Origin of the sequence: Amycolatopsis thermoflava N1165, from assembly GCF_000473265.1 — a bacterium.
Classification (GTDB): domain Bacteria; phylum Actinomycetota; class Actinomycetes; order Mycobacteriales; family Pseudonocardiaceae; genus Amycolatopsis_E; species Amycolatopsis_E thermoflava.
Window position 1 is genome coordinate 7628585 of the sequence record NZ_KI421511.1, and the last position, 19165, is coordinate 7647749.

General features: G+C 72.7%; 19 protein-coding genes and 1 pseudogene. 5 read left to right on the plus strand and 15 right to left on the minus strand.

The genetic code is table 11. The annotated features are described in order from the left end of the window. Positions 1–158: 158 nt before the first annotated feature. Positions 159–1106, plus strand: a complete 948-nt coding sequence (locus AMYTH_RS0137950; protein WP_027934600.1) for an ArsR/SmtB family transcription factor — start codon at positions 159–161, stop codon at positions 1104–1106. 671 nt (positions 1107–1777) lie between these two features. On the opposite strand, the gene AMYTH_RS0137955 is transcribed toward AMYTH_RS0137950, so the two are convergent. From AMYTH_RS0137955 to AMYTH_RS0137980, 6 genes are all read right to left on the minus strand, one after another. Further along, positions 1778–3376, minus strand: a complete 1599-nt coding sequence (locus AMYTH_RS0137955; RefSeq protein ID WP_027934601.1) for a solute symporter family protein — start codon at positions 3374–3376, stop codon at positions 1778–1780. Beyond that, entirely contained in the window at positions 3373–3708 is a 336-nt protein-coding gene (locus AMYTH_RS0137960) for a DUF485 domain-containing protein (protein ID WP_017984247.1), read from the minus strand. Before AMYTH_RS0137960 ends, AMYTH_RS0137955 begins: the two co-directional genes overlap by 4 nt. Before the next feature lie 77 nt (positions 3709–3785). Further along, positions 3786–5525 carry a sodium/solute symporter gene (locus AMYTH_RS0137965; protein WP_027934602.1) on the minus strand — a complete coding sequence of 580 codons (1740 nt, stop codon included), beginning with the start codon at positions 5523–5525 and terminating at the stop codon, positions 3786–3788. A 235-nt stretch (positions 5526–5760) separates the two neighbouring features. Next, the gene (locus tag AMYTH_RS0137970) at positions 5761–6105 is read right to left on the minus strand and encodes a hypothetical protein (RefSeq protein ID WP_027934603.1); all 345 of its coding nucleotides are present in this window, start codon (positions 6103–6105) and stop codon (positions 5761–5763) included. A gap of 200 nt (positions 6106–6305) precedes the next feature. Beyond that, a complete protein-coding gene (locus tag AMYTH_RS0137975; protein ID WP_027934604.1) occupies positions 6306–7061 on the minus strand; it encodes a LytR/AlgR family response regulator transcription factor in 756 nt (251 codons plus the stop codon). Beyond that, the gene (locus AMYTH_RS0137980) at positions 7058–8137 is read right to left on the minus strand and encodes a sensor histidine kinase (protein WP_408626451.1); all 1080 of its coding nucleotides are present in this window, start codon (positions 8135–8137) and stop codon (positions 7058–7060) included. Before AMYTH_RS0137980 ends, AMYTH_RS0137975 begins: the two co-directional genes overlap by 4 nt. Before the next feature lie 369 nt (positions 8138–8506). Between AMYTH_RS0137980 and AMYTH_RS50990 the strand changes: the two genes are divergently transcribed. Continuing rightward, entirely contained in the window at positions 8507–8629 is a 123-nt protein-coding gene (locus AMYTH_RS50990; RefSeq protein ID WP_267283913.1) for a hypothetical protein, read from the plus strand. Positions 8630–8932: 303 nt separating this feature from the next. Here the strand turns inward: AMYTH_RS50990 and AMYTH_RS0137985 are convergent, their stop codons facing one another. From AMYTH_RS0137985 to AMYTH_RS0137995, 3 genes are read right to left on the minus strand one after another with little or no spacing between them, the layout of a single operon-like run. Beyond that, a complete protein-coding gene (locus tag AMYTH_RS0137985) occupies positions 8933–9298 on the minus strand; it encodes a hypothetical protein (protein ID WP_027934606.1) in 366 nt (121 codons plus the stop codon). Positions 9299–9334: 36 nt separating this feature from the next. Further along, complete coding sequence (locus tag AMYTH_RS0137990) at positions 9335–10519, minus strand: MFS transporter (protein WP_027934607.1); 1185 nt, start codon at positions 10517–10519, stop codon at positions 9335–9337. Between the two features lie 49 nt (positions 10520–10568). Continuing rightward, entirely contained in the window at positions 10569–10916 is a 348-nt protein-coding gene (locus AMYTH_RS0137995; protein ID WP_037323000.1) for a winged helix-turn-helix transcriptional regulator, read from the minus strand. A gap of 71 nt (positions 10917–10987) precedes the next feature. Here AMYTH_RS0137995 and AMYTH_RS0138000 point away from each other — a divergent pair, with 71 nt between their 5' ends. From AMYTH_RS0138000 to AMYTH_RS46465, 3 genes are read left to right on the plus strand one after another with little or no spacing between them, the layout of a single operon-like run. Beyond that, the gene (locus tag AMYTH_RS0138000) at positions 10988–11989 is read left to right on the plus strand and encodes a zinc-binding alcohol dehydrogenase family protein (RefSeq protein ID WP_027934609.1); all 1002 of its coding nucleotides are present in this window, start codon (positions 10988–10990) and stop codon (positions 11987–11989) included. 18 nt (positions 11990–12007) lie between these two features. Continuing rightward, a complete protein-coding gene (locus tag AMYTH_RS0138005) occupies positions 12008–12547 on the plus strand; it encodes an NADAR family protein (protein WP_084022759.1) in 540 nt (179 codons plus the stop codon). Between the two features lies 1 nt (position 12548). After that, on the plus strand, positions 12549–12887 hold the full coding sequence (locus AMYTH_RS46465) for a hypothetical protein (RefSeq protein ID WP_037323001.1): 339 nt from the start codon (positions 12549–12551) through the stop codon (positions 12885–12887). 368 nt (positions 12888–13255) lie between these two features. Here the strand turns inward: AMYTH_RS46465 and AMYTH_RS0138020 are convergent, their stop codons facing one another. From AMYTH_RS0138020 to AMYTH_RS0138045, 6 genes and pseudogenes are all read right to left on the minus strand, one after another. Further along, on the minus strand, positions 13256–14395 hold the full coding sequence (locus AMYTH_RS0138020) for an alpha/beta hydrolase family protein (RefSeq protein WP_027934611.1): 1140 nt from the start codon (positions 14393–14395) through the stop codon (positions 13256–13258). Between the two features lie 10 nt (positions 14396–14405). Continuing rightward, positions 14406–15142 (minus strand): annotated as a pseudogene (locus AMYTH_RS46470) (SDR family NAD(P)-dependent oxidoreductase). Then, positions 15139–16089, minus strand: coding sequence for a fumarylacetoacetate hydrolase family protein (locus tag AMYTH_RS0138030; protein WP_027934612.1), 951 nt, complete (start codon positions 16087–16089; stop codon positions 15139–15141). Before AMYTH_RS0138030 ends, AMYTH_RS46470 begins: the two are co-directional and overlap by 4 nt. 10 nt (positions 16090–16099) lie before the next feature. Further along, complete coding sequence (locus AMYTH_RS0138035) at positions 16100–17038, minus strand: VOC family protein (protein ID WP_027934613.1); 939 nt, start codon at positions 17036–17038, stop codon at positions 16100–16102. 13 nt (positions 17039–17051) lie between these two features. After that, positions 17052–18173 (minus strand): FAD-dependent oxidoreductase, encoded by a 1122-nt coding sequence (locus AMYTH_RS0138040; protein ID WP_027934614.1) that lies wholly within the window; start codon positions 18171–18173, stop codon positions 17052–17054. A gap of 8 nt (positions 18174–18181) precedes the next feature. Beyond that, a complete protein-coding gene (locus tag AMYTH_RS0138045; RefSeq protein ID WP_157360733.1) occupies positions 18182–19147 on the minus strand; it encodes a cyclase family protein in 966 nt (321 codons plus the stop codon). Positions 19148–19165 lie beyond the last annotated feature (18 nt).

The window sequence follows — 19165 nt, forward strand, 5'->3', positions numbered from 1 at the left end:
TCCTCCGGCCGCACCCCGGGAACTGGATCTTCGCCGTGGCGGCGCTCCGGAGTCGACCACATTTCCCGGACGCTCAACAACGCTGTTCAACGGTGTAACGGACCGGTATCGCGAACGATCTCTCCAGTGCTGCCACAGTTTCGCGGAGAGGATCGCCGGTGCGCCTGGAGCTGAAGTCGCGCGACCTCACCCGCGTGGGGCTGTCCAACGCCGCCGATCCGTGCTGGGAGCTGGCGAGCAGCGTGCGGCTGCTGCTGGACGAGGAGGTGGCGTTCGGCTGGTGGCGGCGCCGCGTCCAGGGGCGGCTGCCGGAGTCCTTCCCGGTGTTGCGGTGGCTGTACGGGTCGGGGGAGGTGCCGGAGTTCCTGCTGCCCGCGGGCGGTGACCTGGCGTCCGGGCTCGCGGCGGTGCTGGGCACGCAGCCGGACCGGGTGCGGGCCGCGCTGGCGGCGCTGCCGGAGCCGCGCGGCCTGCCACCGTGGGCCGCGGCGTTGCGGTCCGGTTCGGACGCCGCGCTGTCGCGGCTGGTGCAGGCGTTGCGGGAGTACTTCATGGTCGCGCTGGCGCCGCACTGGGACACCGTGCGGGCGCGGGTCGAGGTGGACCGGCAGGCGCGGATCCAGGCGCTGGCCGACGGTGGGGTGGACGGTCTGCTGGCCACGCTGCGCCCGGTGCTGCGGTGGGAGCCGCCGTACCTGGTGACGGGCGTGGCGAGCCCCGGCACGCCGCGGCGGACGGCCGGGGTGCTGCTTGTGCCCACCTATTTCACGGTGCAGCCGTGGATCGTGCCCGGCTCGGCGGGCCCGGTGCGCCTCGGATACCCCGCGGCGGCCGAAGACCCACGCGTCCGCCGCGCCCCGCACGCCACCCCGCGCGCCCTGGCGGCGCTGCTGGGCCCGACCCGCGCGGCGGCGATGGTCCTGGCAGCGGCCGGATGCAGCACGTCGGACCTGGCGGCGCGCCTGGGGGTGACCCCGTCCGCGGCGAGCAAGCACATGTCGGTGCTGCGGGCGGCCGGCCTGATCGCGAGCCACCGCAACCGCAACACGGTGCGTCATTCACTGACCCCATTGGGAATGGCGTTGGTGGACGGCGCTTCGGCCTGAGCGAGCCCCGGCATCCGGGCAGCGGCGGCGGAATGGTGGGACATACCGCCGGCTGGGGCGGCGCGCGGGTGCGGCGCTAGGCACGCGTGGGATCGTGCGTGGCCGCGGCTGCCCTGGTCGTGCCGCGCATCGCGTTGTTGGGCGGTGCTGCGGCCCACGGCGGTTGCCGGCCGGTGCGGCGGCCGCGGCATGAGCGAGCCCCGGCGCCAGGGCAGCGGCGCGGCCCCGCCGAATGACACTTGCCGGGTGCGACGGCGCTTCAGCCTGGGACGGCGCTTTAGCCTGGGTGTGGCCCGGCGCGCGGCGATGGTGCTCAGGATGGGGCGGCGCGTCGGTACGGGTTGAGGCGCGATGGGATCGCGCGTGGCCGCCGTGTGGCACTTTGTCGCGCGGGCGGCGCTTCGGCGTCAGCGAGCCCGGGCAGCGGCGCAGGGCTCTCGGGATGGTGGGCGCCTCCGCCCGTTGGTGTCAGGTCGGCGGGGCGCGCGGCGGGATTCGGCGTAGTGCCTGTGGCCGGGCCGCCGTGTGGCACTTTGTCGCGCGGGCGGCGCTTCGGCCTGAGCGAGCCCCGGCATCCGGGATGGCGGTTGCCGGCCGGTGCGGCAGCCGCGGCATGAGCGAGCCCCGGCGCCAGGGCAGCGGCGCCGGGGCTCGGGGAGAAGGCGGGGCGGCTAGTGCGCCGTCGCCTTCTCGGCGCCGGCGCCGGTCAGCGAGCGCACCTCCATCTCCGCGTGCTTGCGCTCGTCGTGCTCCTTCGACAGCAACGTGCCGACGATGCCGAGCAGGAACGACGCCGGGATGGACACCAGGCCCGGGTTCTGCAGCGGGAACCAGTCGAAGTCCGCGTTCGGCAGCATCGACTTCGGCGTCCCGGACACGGCGGGCGAGAACACGATCAGCGTGATCGTGATCGCCAGGCCGCCGTAGATGCTCCACAGCGCACCCGAGGTGTTGAACCGCTTCCAGAACAGCGAGTACAGGATCGTCGGCAGGTTCGCCGACGCCGCCACCGCGAACGCCAGCGCCACCAGGAACGCGACGTTCTGGTTCTTCGCCAGGATGCCGCCGACGATCGCGACCGCGCCGATCACCACGGCGGTGATCCGGGCGACCCGCACCTCGCCGTTGGGGTCGTCCACCTTGCCCTTCTTGATCACGTTCGCGTAGATGTCGTGCGCGAACGACGCCGACGCGGTGATCGTCAGCCCGGCCACCACGGCGAGGATCGTCGCGAAGGCGACCGCGGCGATGAACCCGAGCAGCACCGGCCCGCCCAGTTCCAGCGCCAGCAGCGGCGCCGCCGCGTTCTCCGAACCCGGCGCCTTCCGGATCACGTCCGCGCCGACGAGCGCGTTCGCGCCGTAGCCGAGCACAAGCGTGAACAGGTAGAACAGCCCGATCAGCGCGATCGCCCACACCACCGATCGACGGGCTTCCTTCGCGGTCGGCACGGTGTAGAACCGCATCAGCACGTGCGGCAGGCCCGCGGTGCCCAGCACGAGCGCCAGGCCCAGCGACAGGAAGTCGATCTTCGACGTCCCGGTCGCGCCGTAGCGGGCGCCCGGGTTCAGCACCGCCTCGCTGGAGCGGTCCACCGCGCCCTGCAGCAGCGCGGACAGGTTGAGCCCGTACTTGCCCAGCACCCACACGGTCATCAGAGCGGCGCCCGCGATCAGCAGGACCGCCTTGATGATCTGCACCCAGGTGGTGCCCTTCATGCCGCCGACGAGCACGTAGATGATCATCACGACGCCCACGACGGCGATGACCACCGACTGCCCGATCCCGCTGGACACGCCCAGCAGCAACGAAACCAGCACACCGGCGCCGGCCATCTGGGCCAGCAGGTAGAAGAAGCTCACCGCGAGCGTGGACGTCGCCGCCGCCGCGCGCACCGGCCGCTGCCGCATCCGGAACGCCAGCACGTCGCCCATCGTGAACTTGCCGGTGTTGCGCAGCAGTTCCGCGACCAGCAGCAGCGCGACCAGCCACGCCACCAGGAAGCCGATGGAGTACAGGAACCCGTCGTAGCCGTACACCGCGATGGCGCCGGCGATGCCGAGGAACGACGCGGCCGACAGGTAGTCACCGGCGATCGCGACGCCGTTCTGCGGTCCGGTGAACGCGCGCCCGGCCGCGTAGTAGTCCGACGCGGTCTTGGTGTTGCGGCTGGCCCGCAGCACGATCACCAGTGTGACGGCCACGAACAGGCCGAAGATGCTGATGTTGAGCGCGGGGCTGCTGCCCGCGACTCCCGCGGCGAGGTTCATCGCGCGCCTCCCTCGACGTCCTCACGGATGCGGTCGGCGATCGGGTCCAGCTTCCGGTTGGCGAAGCGGACGTACAGGCCGGTGATCAGGAACGTGGACACGAACTGCAGCAGTCCCAGCAGCAGTCCGACGTTGAAGTTGCCGACCAGCTTGGTCGACATGAACCCGTGCGCGTAGTCGGCGAGCAGGACGTAGAGCAGGTACCAGCCCAGGAACAACGCGGTCATCGGGAAGACGAAGCCCCGCAGCCTTCGGCGCAGCTGCGCGAATTCGGGGCTGGAGTGGACCCGCGTCCACTCCTCGTGGCCGAGATCGTGCTCGGTGGCCGCCACTGGAGACCTCCTTGTCGTGTGGTGGCGGACACGTTAGGAGGTCACGACGTGCGGCGCGGTGGCGTGGCGACCAACCGTCAGCGGGCGCGACGAACGGTCGACAAGCGGTCGCGGAAACCGGTCGAACGGCGGCGCGGACCGGCCTGGCGCGGCGGGTTCTCGTCCAGGTGCAGCCGCAACATGGCGGTGATCGCCCAGGCGGGCGGCCGCCCGCGCAGGGACACCACCACCATCGTGCCGAAAGCCAGCGGAACCGACCAGGGCGCGGGCTGGGCGAGCAGGATCGCGAGCACGCCGTGCACGTCCGCACCGGCCAGGGTCGCGAGGATCGCGCCGGACGACGCGAGCAGTCCGGTGAGGACCCCGGCGATCGCGCCGCGCGCGGTCAGCCGCGACCACCAGATGCCGAGGACGAGCAGCGGACAGAACGTCGACGCCGCGACCGTGAACCCCCACGTGACGAGCACACCCGCGTCGAGGTGCACGGCGAACAGGGCGAGCAGCACCACCGCGGCCGCGGCGGCGACGACGGTGCCGCGCAGCCGGGCCAGCCCGCCCGGCGCGAGGTCGTGCGCGATCGCGCCGGACACCGCCAGCAGCAAGCCCAGTGAAGTGGCGAGGAACGCGGCGAACGCGCCCGCGGTGAGCAGGCCGGTGAACAACGTGCCCGCCCAGCCGGTGTCGACCTGCATCGGCAGCGCGACGACCGCGGTGTCGGTGGCGCCGGACAGGTACAGGTGCGGCACCAGGACCCGGCCGAGCACGCCGTAGACGCCGGGGAAGACGTAGAACGCGGACAGCAGCGCCACGGTGAGGGCGGCGGTGCGGCGGGCGGCGCGGCCGTCGGGGCTGGTGTGGAAGCGCATGATCACGTGCGGCAGGCCCATGGTGCCGAGCACGATGGCGACCAGGACGGCGAGGGTGCCGAGCAGCGGGTGGCCTTCGTTGTCCAGGTTGAGCAGCGGCCGTTCCCAGCCCGCGGAGCCCGGCGGGGCGGTGCCGGGCAGCCGCGGGACCGGTTGCCCGGCGAGGAAGACGAGTTCCTCGCCCGCGGCGAAGGTGTGCGGGCCGGGGGTGAGCGTGACCGGTGTGCCGTCGGGCTCCCTGGCCTGGATGGGCTGGGTGGCCTCCAGGGTGACGTCGACGCGGAAGACCACGCGGGTGTCCTGGCGGAGCTGGGTGAATTCGGCGGGGTGCAGGGCCTCGTCGCGCGCGGCGGCGCCGGCCGTGATCGCCAGCCACAGCGCGGGGACGGCGAACAGGACGACCTTCAGCACGAACTGGAAGGCCTGCACGTAGGTCGCCGCGCGCATCCCGCCGAGCGCGAGCGTGGTGGCGACGGCGGCCCCGGCGAGGACGACGCCGACCCAGTAGGGCGTGCCGCTGACGACGCTCAGCACCAGGCCGGACGTGCGGAACTGGGGGACGAGGTAGAGCGCGCCGATGACGAGCACGACGACGGCGGCGAGCCTGCGCAGCGCCGGCGAGGCGAGCCGGGCTTCGGCGAAGTCGGGCACGGTGAGCGCCCCGGAGCGGCGCATGGGGGCGGCGACGAGGACGAGCATGGCGATGTAGCCGGCGGTGAAGCCGACCGGGTACCAGAGCGCGCCGACCCCGTCCTTGACGACGAGCCCGGCGACGCCGAGGAACGAGGCCGCGGAGAGGTACTCGCCCGACACGGCGGCCGAGTTGAGCAGCGGAGTGACCCGGCGGGAGGCGACGAGGAAGTCGGAGGTGGTGCGCATGGCGGCGACCCCGCGCAGCCCGATGAAGAGCGTGACGAGGACGACCGGGGCGACGGCGAAGAGACCGACCATCAGGGCTGCTCGGTTCGTTCGGCGCGGGGCGGGTGCGCGGGGGTATTGGGCTGTGGGGCGGGCGAGGTGACCGTGGAGGGAGTGGCCATCAGGGGTGTTCGGTTGGTTCGGCGTGGGGCAAGCGTGCGGGTGTGTTCGGCGGCTGCGAAGGTGGCGACCATCAGGGCTGCTCGGCTTGTCCGGCACGGGGCGAGTGCCCGGGCGTATCGGGCGGCGGGTGCGGGGTGGCTGGTCATCAACGTTTCTCGGCTCGTTCGGCGCGGCGCAGGTGCCAGTGCCCGAGCCCGATGAGCAGCGGGTACGGCACGACAGCCAGCACCAGCCAGGAAACCGGCACCCCGGCGAGGCGGGTGTGGTCGAGCGCGGGCCAGACCGCGAACAGGACCGGCAGCCCGGCGAGCACCGCGAAGAGCAGCAGCAGTGCGGCGACCGCCCGGCGGCGTTGACGGCGGTAGTTCCGCAGGGCGCGCTCGGCGTCGGCAGCTTCGAGCCGCGGCGGGCGCCAGCGCCCCCGCTGCCTACGACGCGCATGGGCGAGCCGGGTCTGCGGACTCATCACCGCGACGCGGCGGTTGGGCATTCAGCACCTCCCCGCGGGGTAGGGGACAGGGGCACTCCGGATCCGCAGGTGAGGGCGTCCCGGAACCGCGCCGCGGTTGCGCGGCAGCCGCCGCCCAACGGCGCGCGGAAGCTTCCGCCAGGCCACACGCTGTCCACCGCGCGAGGGGCACCAGTCCGCGTCCGGGAGCAGCCGCCAAGCCACCCGCCAAGCGCCCATGATCACCGCCCCAGCTCGCTGCGCTGCGCCGCGCGCAGCAGCCGTTCCCGCAGCTCGCGGGCGTGCCGTCGGCTCACCGGGACGTCCCCGGCCGCCGTGTGCGCCAGCAGCCCTCCGACAGAGTCGCTGCGCAGTTCGCGCACCGCGTCCAGCGCCACCAGGTAGCCGCGGTGCACCCGCACGAACCCGCTGCCCTCCCAGTACTCCGCGAGCCGCGAGATCGGCATCCGCACCACGTGCACGCCGCCGCGCGTGTGCAGCTTGACGTAGTCGCCCTGCGCCTCGACGAACAGCACCTCGCTGCGCCGCACGTACCGCGTCCGCCCCCGCGACTCGACCGGCAGCGCCGCGAGCGCGTCGGCCAGTGCGGGCGACCTCGGCGCGCCCGCGGGCAGCATCCGCAGCACCTTCCCCAGTGCGGCCGACAACCGTTCCGCGCGCACCGGTTTCAGCAGGTAGTCCACCGCGCCGATGCCGTACGCCGTCACCGCGTGCCCGTCGTGCGCCGTCACGAACACGATCACCGGCGGTTCGCTCAGCTTCGCCAGCAGGCCGGCCAGTTCGAGCCCGTCCAGGCCGGGCATCGAGATGTCCAGGAACACCGCGTCGAACCGCTCGCTCTGGATCATCCGCAGCGCGGTCAGCGCGTCACCGGCGCCGGTCACCTCCGCCACCTCGGGCGCCTCCCGCAGCAGCTGGCAGATGTCCTCCAGCGCGGGCGGCACGTCGTCCACCGCGAGCACGCGCAACCCGGTCACGGCAGGACCACCCCGGGCTGGAACATCGGCACCCGCACCACGACGCGGGTGCCCGCGCCCGGCGCGGTTTCCACGACCAGGCCGTACCAGGGGCCGTAGACGCTGCGCAGCCGCCGGTCGACGTTGGCCAGCCCGACGCGCTCACCGTCGCCGGAGAGCACCGCTTCCGCGTCCGCGGGTGGCATGCCGACGCCGTCGTCCTCCACGCTGATCACGCAGTCGTTCCCTTCCGCCTCGCCGCGCACCGAGACCGTGCCGGGCCTGCCGAGCGGCTCGATCCCGTGCCGGATGGCATTTTCGACCAGCGGCTGCAGCACCAGGTACGGCACCGGCACGGCGAGCACGTCCGGCGCGACGCGGATCTGCACGCGCAACCGGTCGCCGAGGACGGCCCGCTGCAGCGCGAGGTAGGTCTCGATGGCGTGGAACTCGTCCGCGAGCGCGGTGTACTCGCCGTGCCTGGCGAGACTGTGCCGGATGTAGTCGGCGAAGTCGAGCATCAGTTCGCGGGAGCGGTCGGGGTCGGAGCGCACCAGCGACGCGATGACGGTGAGCGCGTTGTAGACGAAGTGCGGGGAGATCTCCGCGCGCAGCGCCCGCAGTTCCGACTGCGCCGCCAGCTCCGCGGACGCCTCCAGCCTGCCCCGTTCCAGCGCGCCGGCGACCAGCCGGGCCACCTCCTGCACGGCCTTGCGCGGCGCCTCGCCCTCGACGACGAGCACCCCGGCGAGCTCGCCGTCGACGTCGAGGGGCACCGCCCGCAGCGGCGCCTTCCCGGCCGGCGTCTCACTGTGCAGGACGGCGGAGACGAGTTCGCGGGCCGCGTCCTCGTCGGCGGGGTGACCGGCCCAGGTGGTCGCGCCGGAGAGGTCGGCCAGCCCGGCCGCGGGCACGCCGAGCAGGGACCGGACGCCCTTCGCCGCCGCCCGCGCGCCCGGCCCGGACAGCCCGTCGGCGAGGTGCCCGGCGACGCCCCGCGCGGTGGCGAGCACGTCGGCGGCGTCCGGGGCGCGCCGGGCACGCCAGAGGGCGCGCACGCCCGCGGGCTCCTCCTCGGCGACCACCAGTCCTCCCATCGACCACGATGAGTGCCGGTCGATAGTACGGGGCGGACCTGCCCCGCACGGGGGTTGGCGGGGGCGGTGCTCCTGGTATACAAAGAGGTGAGCCCGTCCCCGCGATCATGGGGTGTGGCAGCCGTGACCCTTCGCCGAACGGGATCCTGCTGTGACGGGCTTCGTCCACCCCCTCCGCGACCGCCCCGACCTGGGACCGCTCCGGCCGCGCGCCGCGATCGAGGGCCGGGATGTCGACGCCCATCCGTGAGCGCGCGCCGATCACGCGTTCCGTGGTCGTGTCCGCCGCACTGGAGCTGACCCGTCGGCGTGGTCTGACCGGCTGGACGATGCGGGACCTCGCTGCGGCGGTCGGCGCGCGGGTGGTAGGTGCCGTCCCACCAGCGGCCGTGCGGGAAGCGGGGCTGGGCGTCCGCGGGCGCGGAGCGGTTCTCCGGCGGCGCCAGCCCGTACAGCTCGAAGGTCTCGTCGTTCCACGCGACGACGTTGTAGTGGTCGGTGCCACCCTCGGTGATGCGCCATTCCCAGCTGCCCACGACGGGCGGCGGGTGGTCGGCCCAGTCGGCGGACGCCTCGAGGCCTGCTCGCCACCAGCAGGATCCGGCGCACGCGCAGTGGATCCACGTCGACGCCCGGCACGGGCCGAAGGTGAGCCTCCTGCTCGCAATGGGGAACGCCAGTTACCACGGGGTCGCGCCGCGCAACGCGCTCGACCACCGCGTCGCCCAGTATGGTCCGGACGTCACCCGCGGTCGCGCCGCCCGGCCAGTGGCCGGGCGAGCGCGCCGTCCGTCCTCATCGGACCACGTAGAACGTCTTCGTGTAGGTGTTTTCCGGGCAGGTGATCGACACGGTGTGCGCGCCCCGCTTCGCCTTCGGTGACACCGTCGCCGACCAGTGCGTCGGCTCGCCGGTGGGCGTGAAGTTCAGCAGCACGTCGGACTCGGGGAGCGCCACCGCGTTGCGGCAGTTGGCTTCCACGTCCACCACGTCCCCGCGGTGGACGACGTCCGGCACCACGTTGACCCACCCGCACGAGCCGGTCGAGCCGGGGTTCGGGTCGCAGTCCACCGGGTCCGCCGCGTTCGCGGCAGGCGCCGCGAACACCGCCAGCCCGATCGCCCCGGACGCCGCCCCCATGAGAATTCCCTTGATGCGCATGCCCTTTCCTCCCTGTCGGTGGGCCTACGCACCTCCTTACGCGGTGGGCGAATCCGAGGTTGCCCGGCCGCGCAGGAAAACCAGGACCACGGAGATCACCAGGCCGAGAGCACCGGCCAGCACGAACGTGTTGCCGAGGCCGACGGCGTTCACCACCGGTTGCGCCAGCAGCGGCGAGGCGAACTGGCCGAGGAACAACGCGGACGTCAGCATCCCGAGCGCGCGGGTGCGGGCCGCGGGGTCGACCGAGGCGACCACCCACCCGTTCATCACCGGGTTCTGCAGGCCGATGCCGACGCCCGTGATGAGCATGCCGAGCGCCGCCGTCCAGATCCCGCCCGCGAGGCCGAGCACGACCAGCCCGGCGGCGTAGGCGGCGAAGAGCACAGCGGCGAGGACGCGGAAGTCCCACCGGGCGCGCAGTCGCCGGAAGTTCAGGCCCACCAGCGTCATGACGAGGTTCAGCGCGGCGATTAGCACGCCGACGACGACCGGGCCGGTGCCGGTGACCGCACCCAGCCAGAACGGCGCCTGCGTCGGCACGGTGTAGAAGACGACCACGCCGAGGAACATCAGCGCGTACAGGCCGAACAGCCGCGGTGTCCGTTGTGGACCGCCGGGGGCCGTCGGGGACTTCGGCGCCTCGGGCACGAACCGGAGGACGAGCACGACCATCGGCACCGCGAGCAGGTACACCCCGAACGGCCCGCGCCAGCTGAGGTCGGCCAGCACCCCGCCGAGCAGGAGGGCGACGACGCCGCCGAACCCCATCGCGGCGCTCTGCAGCCCCAGCACCCGGCCGTGTTCGCTGGCCGGGTAGTGGTCGGCCAGCAGCGCCGTCGAGGTCACCATGATGGCGGCGATGCCCGCGCCGAGCACCGCGCGGCCGGCCAGCAGCCCGGGCAGCCAGTCGAGCACCAGGCCCGACCCGCCGCCGACGACGTAGAGCACCAGCCCGGCGGTGAGCACCCGGACCCGCCCGGCGCGGCCGCTCAGCCGGGCGAGCACGGGCGCGGCGAGCATGATCGCGAGCCCGGGGAGGGTGAGGACGAGGCGGACCAGCAGCGCGGCGTTCGGGGTGGCCGCGAAGTGCTGTTCCATTCCCGGCAGCGCGGGGGTGATGGTGGCGCTGGCCATGATGGTCATCGTGCTGACGCCCAGCAGCGTGAACAGGAGTGTCCTGGGGGGCATCCGCAACGCGGTCGCTGTCGCATCCGTCATGGTCACGACGTTAGAAGTTGGAGTTAACTCGAGGTCAAGCCCGAGGTTCTCAGGCGGGTTCCGGAAAGCGGTCGATGTTGGCCTCCACCCAGGTGCGCAGCGCGGCCAGCGGGACGGCCGCGTCGGCGCCGAGCGGGGTCAGCCGGTACTCCACCCGCAGCGGCACGTCCGGGAACACCTCGCGCTCGATCAGCGCGTGCGACTCGAGCTTGCGCAGCGTCTGGGTCAGCACCTTCGGGCTGACGCCCTGCAGCCGCGCCCGCAGCGCGCCGAACCGCTGCGGGCCGCCCTCCAGCGCGCCCAGCGCCAGGGCGCTCCACTTGTTCGCCAGCAGGTCGAGCATGTCCCGGCACGGGCACGCGGCGGCGTAGACGTCCTTCGGGCCACAGGTCTGCACGCTGCGATGGTACCCGATGGGAACTTGTGAGCCTTGCAGGTAACTACGCCCTTCCGGCTACCGTCGCCGCCATGACGACCATGCGCGCGGTGGCTTACCGCAAGTCCCTCCCCGTCACCGATCCCGCCGCACTCGAGGACGTCGAGCTGCCGGTCCCGGAGCCAGGACCGCACGACCTCCTGGTGCGCGTCGAGGCGGTGTCGGTCAACCCGGTCGACACGAAGGTGCGCGCCGGCTCCGACCCGGGCGGCGAGCCGCGGGTGCTCGGCTTCGACGCGGCCGGCGTGGTGACCGCGACCGGCGCCGAGGTGACCCTCTTCCGGCCCGGCGACGAGGTCTACTACGCGGGCACGATCGACCGGCCGGGCACGAACGCCGAGTACCACGTCGTGGACGAGCGCATCGTGGGCCCGAAGCCGCGGAGCCTGTCGTTCGCCCAGGCCGCGGCGCTGCCGCTGACCACCATCACCGCGTACGAGACGCTGCACGACCGGTTCCGGGTCGGCCCGGACAGCACCGGCACGCTGCTGGTCCTCGCCGGCGCCGGCGGGGTCGGTTCGATCCTGATCCAGCTGGCCCGGGCGCTGACCGGGCTGACCGTGGTGGCGACCGCGTCCCGTCCGGAGTCGCGGGACTGGGTGCGCTCGCTGGGCGCCCACCACGTGGCCGACCACCGGGACCTGGTCGCGAGCGTGCGGGAGGTGGCGCCGGACGGCGTGGACTACGTGTTCTCGCCGAACACCGCCGGCCGGATCGAGGAGTTCGCCGAGCTGCTGTGCCCCGGCGGAGCGATCACCGCGATCGACGAACCGCCGGGGCTGGAGTTGTTGCCGCTCAAGGGGAAGAGCATCAGCTTCCACTGGGAGCTCATGTTCACCCGCCCGCTGCACGGCTGGGACCTGATCGCCCAGCACAACCTGCTCGCACACGTCGCCGAACTGGTCGACGCGGGTGTCGTCCGGACCACGCTGACGACCGAGCTGAAGCCGATCAACGCTTCGACGGTGCGGCAGGCGCACGAGCTGACGGAGACCGGGCGGACCGTCGGAAAGACGGTGATCTCCGGCTTCTGATCGGCGATACTGCCGGTTGTGCGAGCGGAGTTGATCGAGCGGGTGCGGCGGGGCGAGCGGGTCGAGTACCTGTTCTTCTGGGGCCACCGGCCGGAGCCGGACGGCAGCGCGGGGCGCGGGTGCCTGAGCCAGTGGTGGCCGGCGCGGTTCGTCGCGGACGGGCGCGAGTTCGCCACGGCGGAGCACTACATGATGTGGCGCAAGGCGCTGCTGTTCGACGACGCGGCGGTGGCTGAGGAGGTGCTGCGCGCCCCGCACCCCGGGCGGGCGAAGGAGCTGGGCCGCCAGGTGGCGGGCTTCGAACCGGCCCGCTGGGAGGCGTCCAGGTACGACATCGTGGTCGCCGGATCGGTCGCGAAGTTCGGGCAGAACCCCGAGCTGGGGAGGTTTCTGGTGGGCACGGGTTCGCAGGTGTTGGTGGAGGCCAGCCCGGTGGATGCGATTTGGGGAATCGGCGTCGCGGCGGATGACCCGTGTGCCGGGGAGCCGGAGCGGTGGCCGGGGCTGAACCTGCTGGGCTTCGCGCTGATGGACGCGCGGGCGCGGCTGGCAGGTTGAGATGGGCTTGTTCAACGTGGTCGACGTGCCCGGCGAGCGGCTGTGCCGCAGCTGCGGCCGGGCTGGGCGCCGCAACGCGCAGTTTCGGTTCGGCGCGTGCAACCTCCGCCGGTACCGCGTCGGGGACTCCTTGGAGTGGGGGGAGTGGGACGCGGGCGTCCCGGGCCGCCCGCTCGTGGCGGCCCGGGGCTACGGCTCTCCCTGCCCGCACTGCGGGTTCGACGACGACCTGATGTTCGACGTCATGATCGAGCACGGCATCGTGACCGCGGTCCGCCCCGAGACCGGCAAGATCGACTATTCGGGGCAGGACCACGAGTGGGTCGAGCTGGGGCGATAGGACTCGCCCACTCGCCGGTCAGCGGCCCGGCTGCGGGGCCGGAGCTACTGCTTGTCCGCGCGGTAGTGGGCAAGCAGTAGCCGGATGATGGATGCGCCGTCTTCTGCTGCCAGGTAACCGGCACCCTCGAACGGAACCGCGCCTTCCCAAGCGCCGACAGCAGCGGGATCGTCGCCGCCGACGGAAAGGAGCACGTGGGCGTGGCGGGCGCGGAAGAGAACCGCTCGCCCTTCGGCAAGCGCCCTTCGAGCTGGACCGGGGCGGCCGGAAAGGTCAGCGTGGCTTGCCAGCCTTCTGCTTCCAGCTCGGCCAGTGGGGCCGCCAGCCCTCCACGTGCTGTCGCCACTCGTCGTTCGTCATCTCGGGAGTCAGCGGCCGTCGAACACGTCGGCCACCCAGTCGGCTATGTAGCTGCTCACGTAGGGCAGGTGGTCCAGCCCGATGTGCTCCGTCGCGCCCTCGGCGGGGCTGAAGATCCGCAGGTCGCGCCGGGGGCTGGCGGTGGCCTGCTCGTACGACCGGTGCGCGTACGCCAGCGGGATCTGCCGGTCGTTCTCGCCGTGGCAGATGAGGAACGGGATGTCGATCTTCTCGACCACGCCGTCCAGGTTGACGGCGTCCGCGAAGTCGATGAACTCCGCCAGGTCGGAGTGCCCCCACACCCAGAGCACGTGCTCCCAGTAGTGCGGCACCGGCCGCTCGCCCTCGCGCTCCAGCCGTCGCCGCTGGACGGCTCCCCAGTCGTGGTTCGCGCCCCACGCCACCACCAGCGCGAGCCGCTTTTCGAAGGCGGCGGCGCGGGGCGCGTAGTAGCCGCCCAGCGACCAGCCCACCAGGCCGATCCGCGAGGAGTCCACATCGGACCTCTCGACCAGGTAGTCCACGCACGCCGACGCCCACGCCTCGGTGTCCACGCGCGCCGTGAGTCCCTGCAGCCGCAGCGCCTCGCCGGAACCGGGGCAGTCCACCATCAGGCACGAGATCCCGCGGGCCGCCAGCTCCTCCCAGTGCCCGGAGGAGTACATGTGCTCCTTGGTCGAGTCCAGCCCGTTCCACATGATCATCACCGGCGCCGGGCCCTCGACCGGCGCCGCGCTGAAGTACGCGGGCAGCGTCGTGCCCTCGTACGGGATCTCGACCCGCGACACACCGGGCGCGAAACCCTTCTCCTGCAACGAAAGCACCCGCCGGTAGGTGTCCAGCCGGCCCGGCGCCGACGCGCTCTGCATCCGCTCGGCCTGGCACAGGTAGTTCGTCGCCCGCGCGTACAGCTGCCGCGCGGTGCGGGTGTGCCCCGCCGCCTCCGCCTCTTCCGCCTGCCCCACGAGCTGGTCGGTCAGCGCGGTCCACGCGGTCAGGAAGTCGGCCGTCCCCGCGTCCTCACCGCGCTGCGCGGCCTCCTTGATCGGGCGGCACGCGCGGTCGACCTCGTCGATCAGCCCGCCGCTGTTCAGCGTCGCCACGACGCCCAGGTTCCAGACGTAGTTGCCCGGGAAGTACTCGAACATTGAATTCCTTTCAGTCACGCGAAGCGTGTCCGTTGAGGGTGGTGGTGGGCCGGCGGGCGGGGCCTTTCAAAACCTCACTGATCGATTTCACGCCACCGTGTGCGGTCAGGCCGCCGTCGACCGGGATCTCCGCTCCCGTGATGAACGACGCCTCGTCCGAGAGCAGGAACACCACCAGCGGCGCGACCTCGTCGACGGTTCCGGTGCGGCCCAGCGGGGTTTCGGCGATGTTCGCGTCCCGGGGTGCACCGCGTTGACCCGGATCCCGCGCGCGCCCAGCTCCAGGCACGCCGCCCGCGTCAGCCCGCGCAACGACCACTTGCTCGCCGTGTACGCCACCGGGTAGTGCCCGGTCAGCGCCGCCACCGAGCCGACCGTCACGATCGACCCGCCCGCGGGCATCAGCGGCAGCACGGCCTGGATCGCCCGCACCACCCCGCCGACGTTCACGTCGTGCACCCGCGCCAGGTCGGCCGGGTCGACCTCGTCCAGCCGCGCCCGCCAGGTGACCCCGGCGTTCGCGACCAGCCCGTCCACCCGCTCCAGCCGGGACGCCAGCTCGGCCCAGCCCGCCGAGTCGGTGACGTCGAGCTGCGCGTACTCGACCCCGGGCAACGGCTCCACCGGCGAAGCGCCCAGGTCCACGCCGATCACCCGGGCGCCCTCCTCGGCCAGCAGCCGCGCCTCCGCCGCGCCCTGCCCCTGTCCGGCGCCGGTCACGACGACGACCTTGCCGGCCACCCTCATCGTTTGCGTTTCCGCGGCCGGGGTCGCGCGGCCCGCACCGGGGGCAGCTCCACCCCGGCGACGACGGTGTTGCGGATCGTCCCGATGCCCTCGACGGTCATCTCCACGACGTCACCCGCCGCCAGCGGCGGCAGCTCCCGGCCGCGGCCCCACAGCTCGGCGAGGCAGCCGCCGTTGCCGCAGGTCCCGGAGCCGAGCACGTCCCCGGCCCGCACCCACGTGCCGCGCGAGGCGTAGGAGACCAGCTCCTCGAACGGCCAGCCCATGTTGGACAGCAGGTCCTGCCCGATCTCCGTGCCGTTCACCGACACCCGCAGGTCCAGCTCCAGGAACCCGTCACCGTCGCGATAGGACTCCAGCTCGTCGGCCGTCACCAGCCACGGCCCGAGCGTCGTCGCGGAGTCCTTGCCCTTGGCCGGGCCGAGCTGCACCTTCATCTCGCGCCGCTGCAGGTCACGGGCGGACCAGTCGTTCAGCACGGTGTACCCGAAGATCTCCACCTCGTCCGGCGTCAGCGACGACCCGTCCCGCCCGACCACGGCCGCGACCTCCAGCTCGAAGTCGAACAGCCGCGAGCCCGGCGGCACCGGCACGTCGTCGAACGCGCCGAGCAGCGCGTAGGGGTTGGTGAAGTAGAACGTAGGCGCCTCGTACCACTCCGGCACGACCCCGGACCCGCCGGAGACGCTGGCGACCACACCCTCCACGTGCTCCTCGAACGCGACGAAGTCCCGGACCGTCGGCGGTTCCAGCGGCGGCAGCAACCGCACGCGATCCAGCGGCACCGACGGTCCACTCAGGACTGAGGAACCGGCTTCCAGCGCGGCCGGCAGCCCGGACCGCACCAGGCCGAGCACCGTCACGTCCGGCGGCAGCGGGTGTACGCCGTCGCCGACGACGACACCGGCCCGTACCTCGCCGTCCAGCGAGTAGGTGGCGAAACGCATCAGGACCTCCTCACACCGGCGGGGCGACGAACAGGCCCTTGTCCGGGTCGTTGAACGACTTCTGCGCGACGAACTCGTTCATCGCGTTCGCCGTGCCCCACTGGTCGGACACCTCGGGGTCGCTGAAGTCGTACAGGTGCGGGTGCCAGGTGTCCTCGTCGATCAGCTCCAGCTCGGTGGTGTACTCCATCGTGTTGCCGTGCGGGTCGAGGAAGTAGCTGAACGTGTTGTTGCCTGCCAGGTGGCGGCCGGGGCCCCAGATCTTCTCCACCCCGGCGCGCAGCAGCCGCCCGGTGCCGCGCATGTACTCGTCCAGGCCGCGCATCTCGAACGACACGTGGTGCAGCGACGGGTGCGGGCAGCGGGCGATGGCCATGCTGTGGTGCCACGAGTTCACCCGCATGAACCACATCATCTCGCCCATCCGCGGGTGCATCAGGATGTCGGAAAGCCGGAACCCGAGGTGCTTCTCGTAGAACGCGCGGGTGCCCTCCGGATCGGCGGAGTTGATCACGACGTGCGACAGCCGCACCGGAATCGACTCGCCCTGCTCGACCTTGCGGTGCGCGCGGACGGCGACGTCGGCGCTGATCTCGATCGTGCGGCCCTCGTTGTCGAAGAACCGGAACCCGTAACCGCCGCCGGGGGTGTCGATGGCGCCGGGCTCGCTGACCAGCCGCACGCCGGAGGACGCCAGCCGTGCGGCGAGGGTGTCCACATCGGACGGCGTGGCGGCGCCGAACGAGATCAGGTCGATGCGCTTGTCGTCGGCCTGGCGCAGCCGGATCACGTACTGCTCGGGCGATCCTTCGGCGGCCAGGAACGCGATGCCGGTGTCGGTGTGCTCGGTGGTCAGGCCCCAGGCTCCGGTGAAGAAGTCCTGCTGCCGGGCCAGGTCCGGCACGGCGAGGTCGACGTGGCGCAGGTGGGTGATGAGTCGGTCGGTCATGGGTCCTCCTGGGTCAGGCGGGCTGGGTGACGAGTGCGGCGACGCGGCCCATCAGGCCCGGCACGTCGCCCTGTTCGTGGTCGAGGAGCCACTGGCCGAGCTGGTTGGACGCGTCGACGACGGCCTTGGCCCGCTCGTAGCGGCGGCCGGTGAAGGCCTGCCACAGCGTGTCGTCCAGCGTGTCGGCGGCGAGCAGCAGTTCGGTGAGGACGGCGGCGTCCTCCAGGGCCTGCGCGCCGCCCTGCGCGAGGGTGGGCGGGCAGGAGTGCGCGGCGTCGCCGATGAGCACGACGCGGCCCCGGTGCCACGGCGGCGGCAGCACGTGGGTCTCGAACCAGGTGTAGTTGACGCGGGACGGGTCGGTCAGCGTCTCCCGGATCTCGTCCCACGGGCCGTGGTAGGCCGCGGCCAGCTCGCGCATCGTGGCCAGCCGCTCGTCCGGGGTGAGCGCGGAGCGGTCCTGCGCGTCCTCGACGACGTAGGCGTAGAGCGAGTTCTCCCCGGTGGGGCAGTAGCCGGCGATGTAGCACGGGCCGCCGTAGTACAGGTCGGTGCGCGTGACCGACGCCGGGCGCGGGCCGAACGCGCGCCAGATGCCCATGCCGGTGGCGCGGGTCTCCAGTTCGACGCCGAGCATGCGGCGCACCGACGACCGGATGCCGTCGGCGCCGACCACCAGGTCGTACCGCGCGGACGAGCCGTCGGAGAACACCACCCGGCCGTCGGTCTCCAGCTCGGTGACGGTGACGCCGAAGCGGGTCTTCACACCGGTTTCGGCCGCGCGGTCCAGCAGGATCCGCGCCAGCGCCGGGCGCGGCATGCCCATCGCGGCAGGCAGGTCCGGGCCGCCGGTGCGGGCGTCCGGGATCTCCACGAGCAGGGTGCCCGCGGGGTCGGGTGCGCGCAGGCCGAGGCTGTCGAAGCCGAACCCCTCGGCGCGCACCCGCTCCCACACGCCCAGGTTCCGCAGTTCCCGCAAAGCGTTGCCCTGCAAGGTGATCCCCGATCCGATGGCGGCGACGTCGGGCTTGATCTCGACCAGGTCCACGGCGACGCCGTGCGCGGCGAGGCCGATCGCGGTGGCCGTCCCGGCGAGGCCGCTGCCAACCACCAGGACGTTGTTCACGGCTGGCATGGGAACTCCTACTTCACCGCGACGGGTGCGACCGGGGCGCCGACCGCGCCGGTCACCGGGATGGGGTCGGCGGCGAGGAAGAACTCGTACACGCCGTCGGCGGCGCAGTCCGCGGCGAGCGCGTCGAGGTCCCACATCTCGCCGAGGAACAGGCCGATGTGCGGGATGCAGACCTGGTGCAGCGGCTGGAACGCGACGTCGAACTCGTTGGGCCGCACCTCGAAACCCCAGGTGTCGGTGGCGATCCCGGCGATCTCGGTACCGTGCAGCCAGTCCGCGGTGGTGAACGACAGGCCGGGCGCGTCGCCGCCGGCGTAGTCGCCCCAACCGTCCCGCCGGGCGCGGGTGAGCCGCCCGGTCCGCACCAGCAGCAGGTCGCCGCGGCCGACGCGGGCCGTCTCGCCCTGCGCGGCGATCGTCGCCTCCAGGTGCTCGACGGTGATCGCGAACCCGTCCGGCAGCTCGCCGTCGTCGCCGATCGCGCGCCCGACGTCGAGCAGCACGCCGCGGCCCGCGATCCGGCCGGCGGTGGTCTCGATGCCGGTCACCCGGTCGCCCGCGCTGGTGACGACATCGCCTGCGCGGCGGCCGTTGTAGGCGGTGCCGTGGTCGAAGATGTGGCCGAGCCCGTCCCACTGCGTCGAGGCCTGCAGCGGCATGAACACGACGTCGTCCGCGCCGCCGAGGCCGTGCGGGAAACCCTGACCGCGTTCGGCGTCCAGGCCGGTGTCGAGCATCGTGTGGACCGGGTTGGTGCGGCGGCGCCAGCCCTTCTGCGGGCCGTCGGCCTCGAACCGCTGCGCGAGCGAGAAGCTCTTGCCCTGCCGGACGAGCGCGGCGCCTTCGCGGCGCTTGGCCTCGTCCAGGAAGTTCAGCGTGCCGAGTACGTCTTCGGCTCCCCAGCGGCCCCAGTTGGAGCACCGCTTGGCCGCGGCGGCGATCGCGCCTTCGGGATCGGTGCGGTCGTGGATCACGTCGGTTCCTCCTTGAGC

Bases quoted from the DNA above. Each gene is read 5' to 3' on its own strand.
- AMYTH_RS0137955 (WP_027934601.1), bottom strand. From the start codon at position 3,376: ATGAACCTCGCCGCGGGAGTCGCGGGCAGCAGCCCCGCGCTCAACATC.
- AMYTH_RS0137965 (WP_027934602.1), bottom strand. From the start codon at position 5,525: ATGGTCGGTCTCTTCGCCGTCGCCCCGGTCGTCCTCGTCACGCTCTTC.
- AMYTH_RS0137970 (WP_027934603.1), bottom strand. From the start codon at position 6,105: ATGCCCAACCGCCGCGTCGCGGTGATGAGTCCGCAGACCCGGCTCGCC.
- AMYTH_RS0137980 (WP_408626451.1), bottom strand. From the start codon at position 8,137: ATGGGAGGACTGGTGGTCGCCGAGGAGGAGCCCGCGGGCGTGCGCGCC.
- AMYTH_RS0137985 (WP_027934606.1), bottom strand. From the start codon at position 9,298: ATGCGCATCAAGGGAATTCTCATGGGGGCGGCGTCCGGGGCGATCGGG.
- AMYTH_RS0137990 (WP_027934607.1), bottom strand. From the start codon at position 10,519: ATGACGGATGCGACAGCGACCGCGTTGCGGATGCCCCCCAGGACACTC.
- AMYTH_RS0138000 (WP_027934609.1), top strand. From the start codon at position 10,988: ATGACGACCATGCGCGCGGTGGCTTACCGCAAGTCCCTCCCCGTCACC.
- AMYTH_RS46465 (WP_037323001.1), top strand. From the start codon at position 12,549: ATGGGCTTGTTCAACGTGGTCGACGTGCCCGGCGAGCGGCTGTGCCGC.
- AMYTH_RS0138020 (WP_027934611.1), bottom strand. From the start codon at position 14,395: ATGTTCGAGTACTTCCCGGGCAACTACGTCTGGAACCTGGGCGTCGTG.
- AMYTH_RS0138030 (WP_027934612.1), bottom strand. From the start codon at position 16,089: ATGCGTTTCGCCACCTACTCGCTGGACGGCGAGGTACGGGCCGGTGTC.
- AMYTH_RS0138035 (WP_027934613.1), bottom strand. From the start codon at position 17,038: ATGACCGACCGACTCATCACCCACCTGCGCCACGTCGACCTCGCCGTG.
- AMYTH_RS0138040 (WP_027934614.1), bottom strand. From the start codon at position 18,173: ATGCCAGCCGTGAACAACGTCCTGGTGGTTGGCAGCGGCCTCGCCGGG.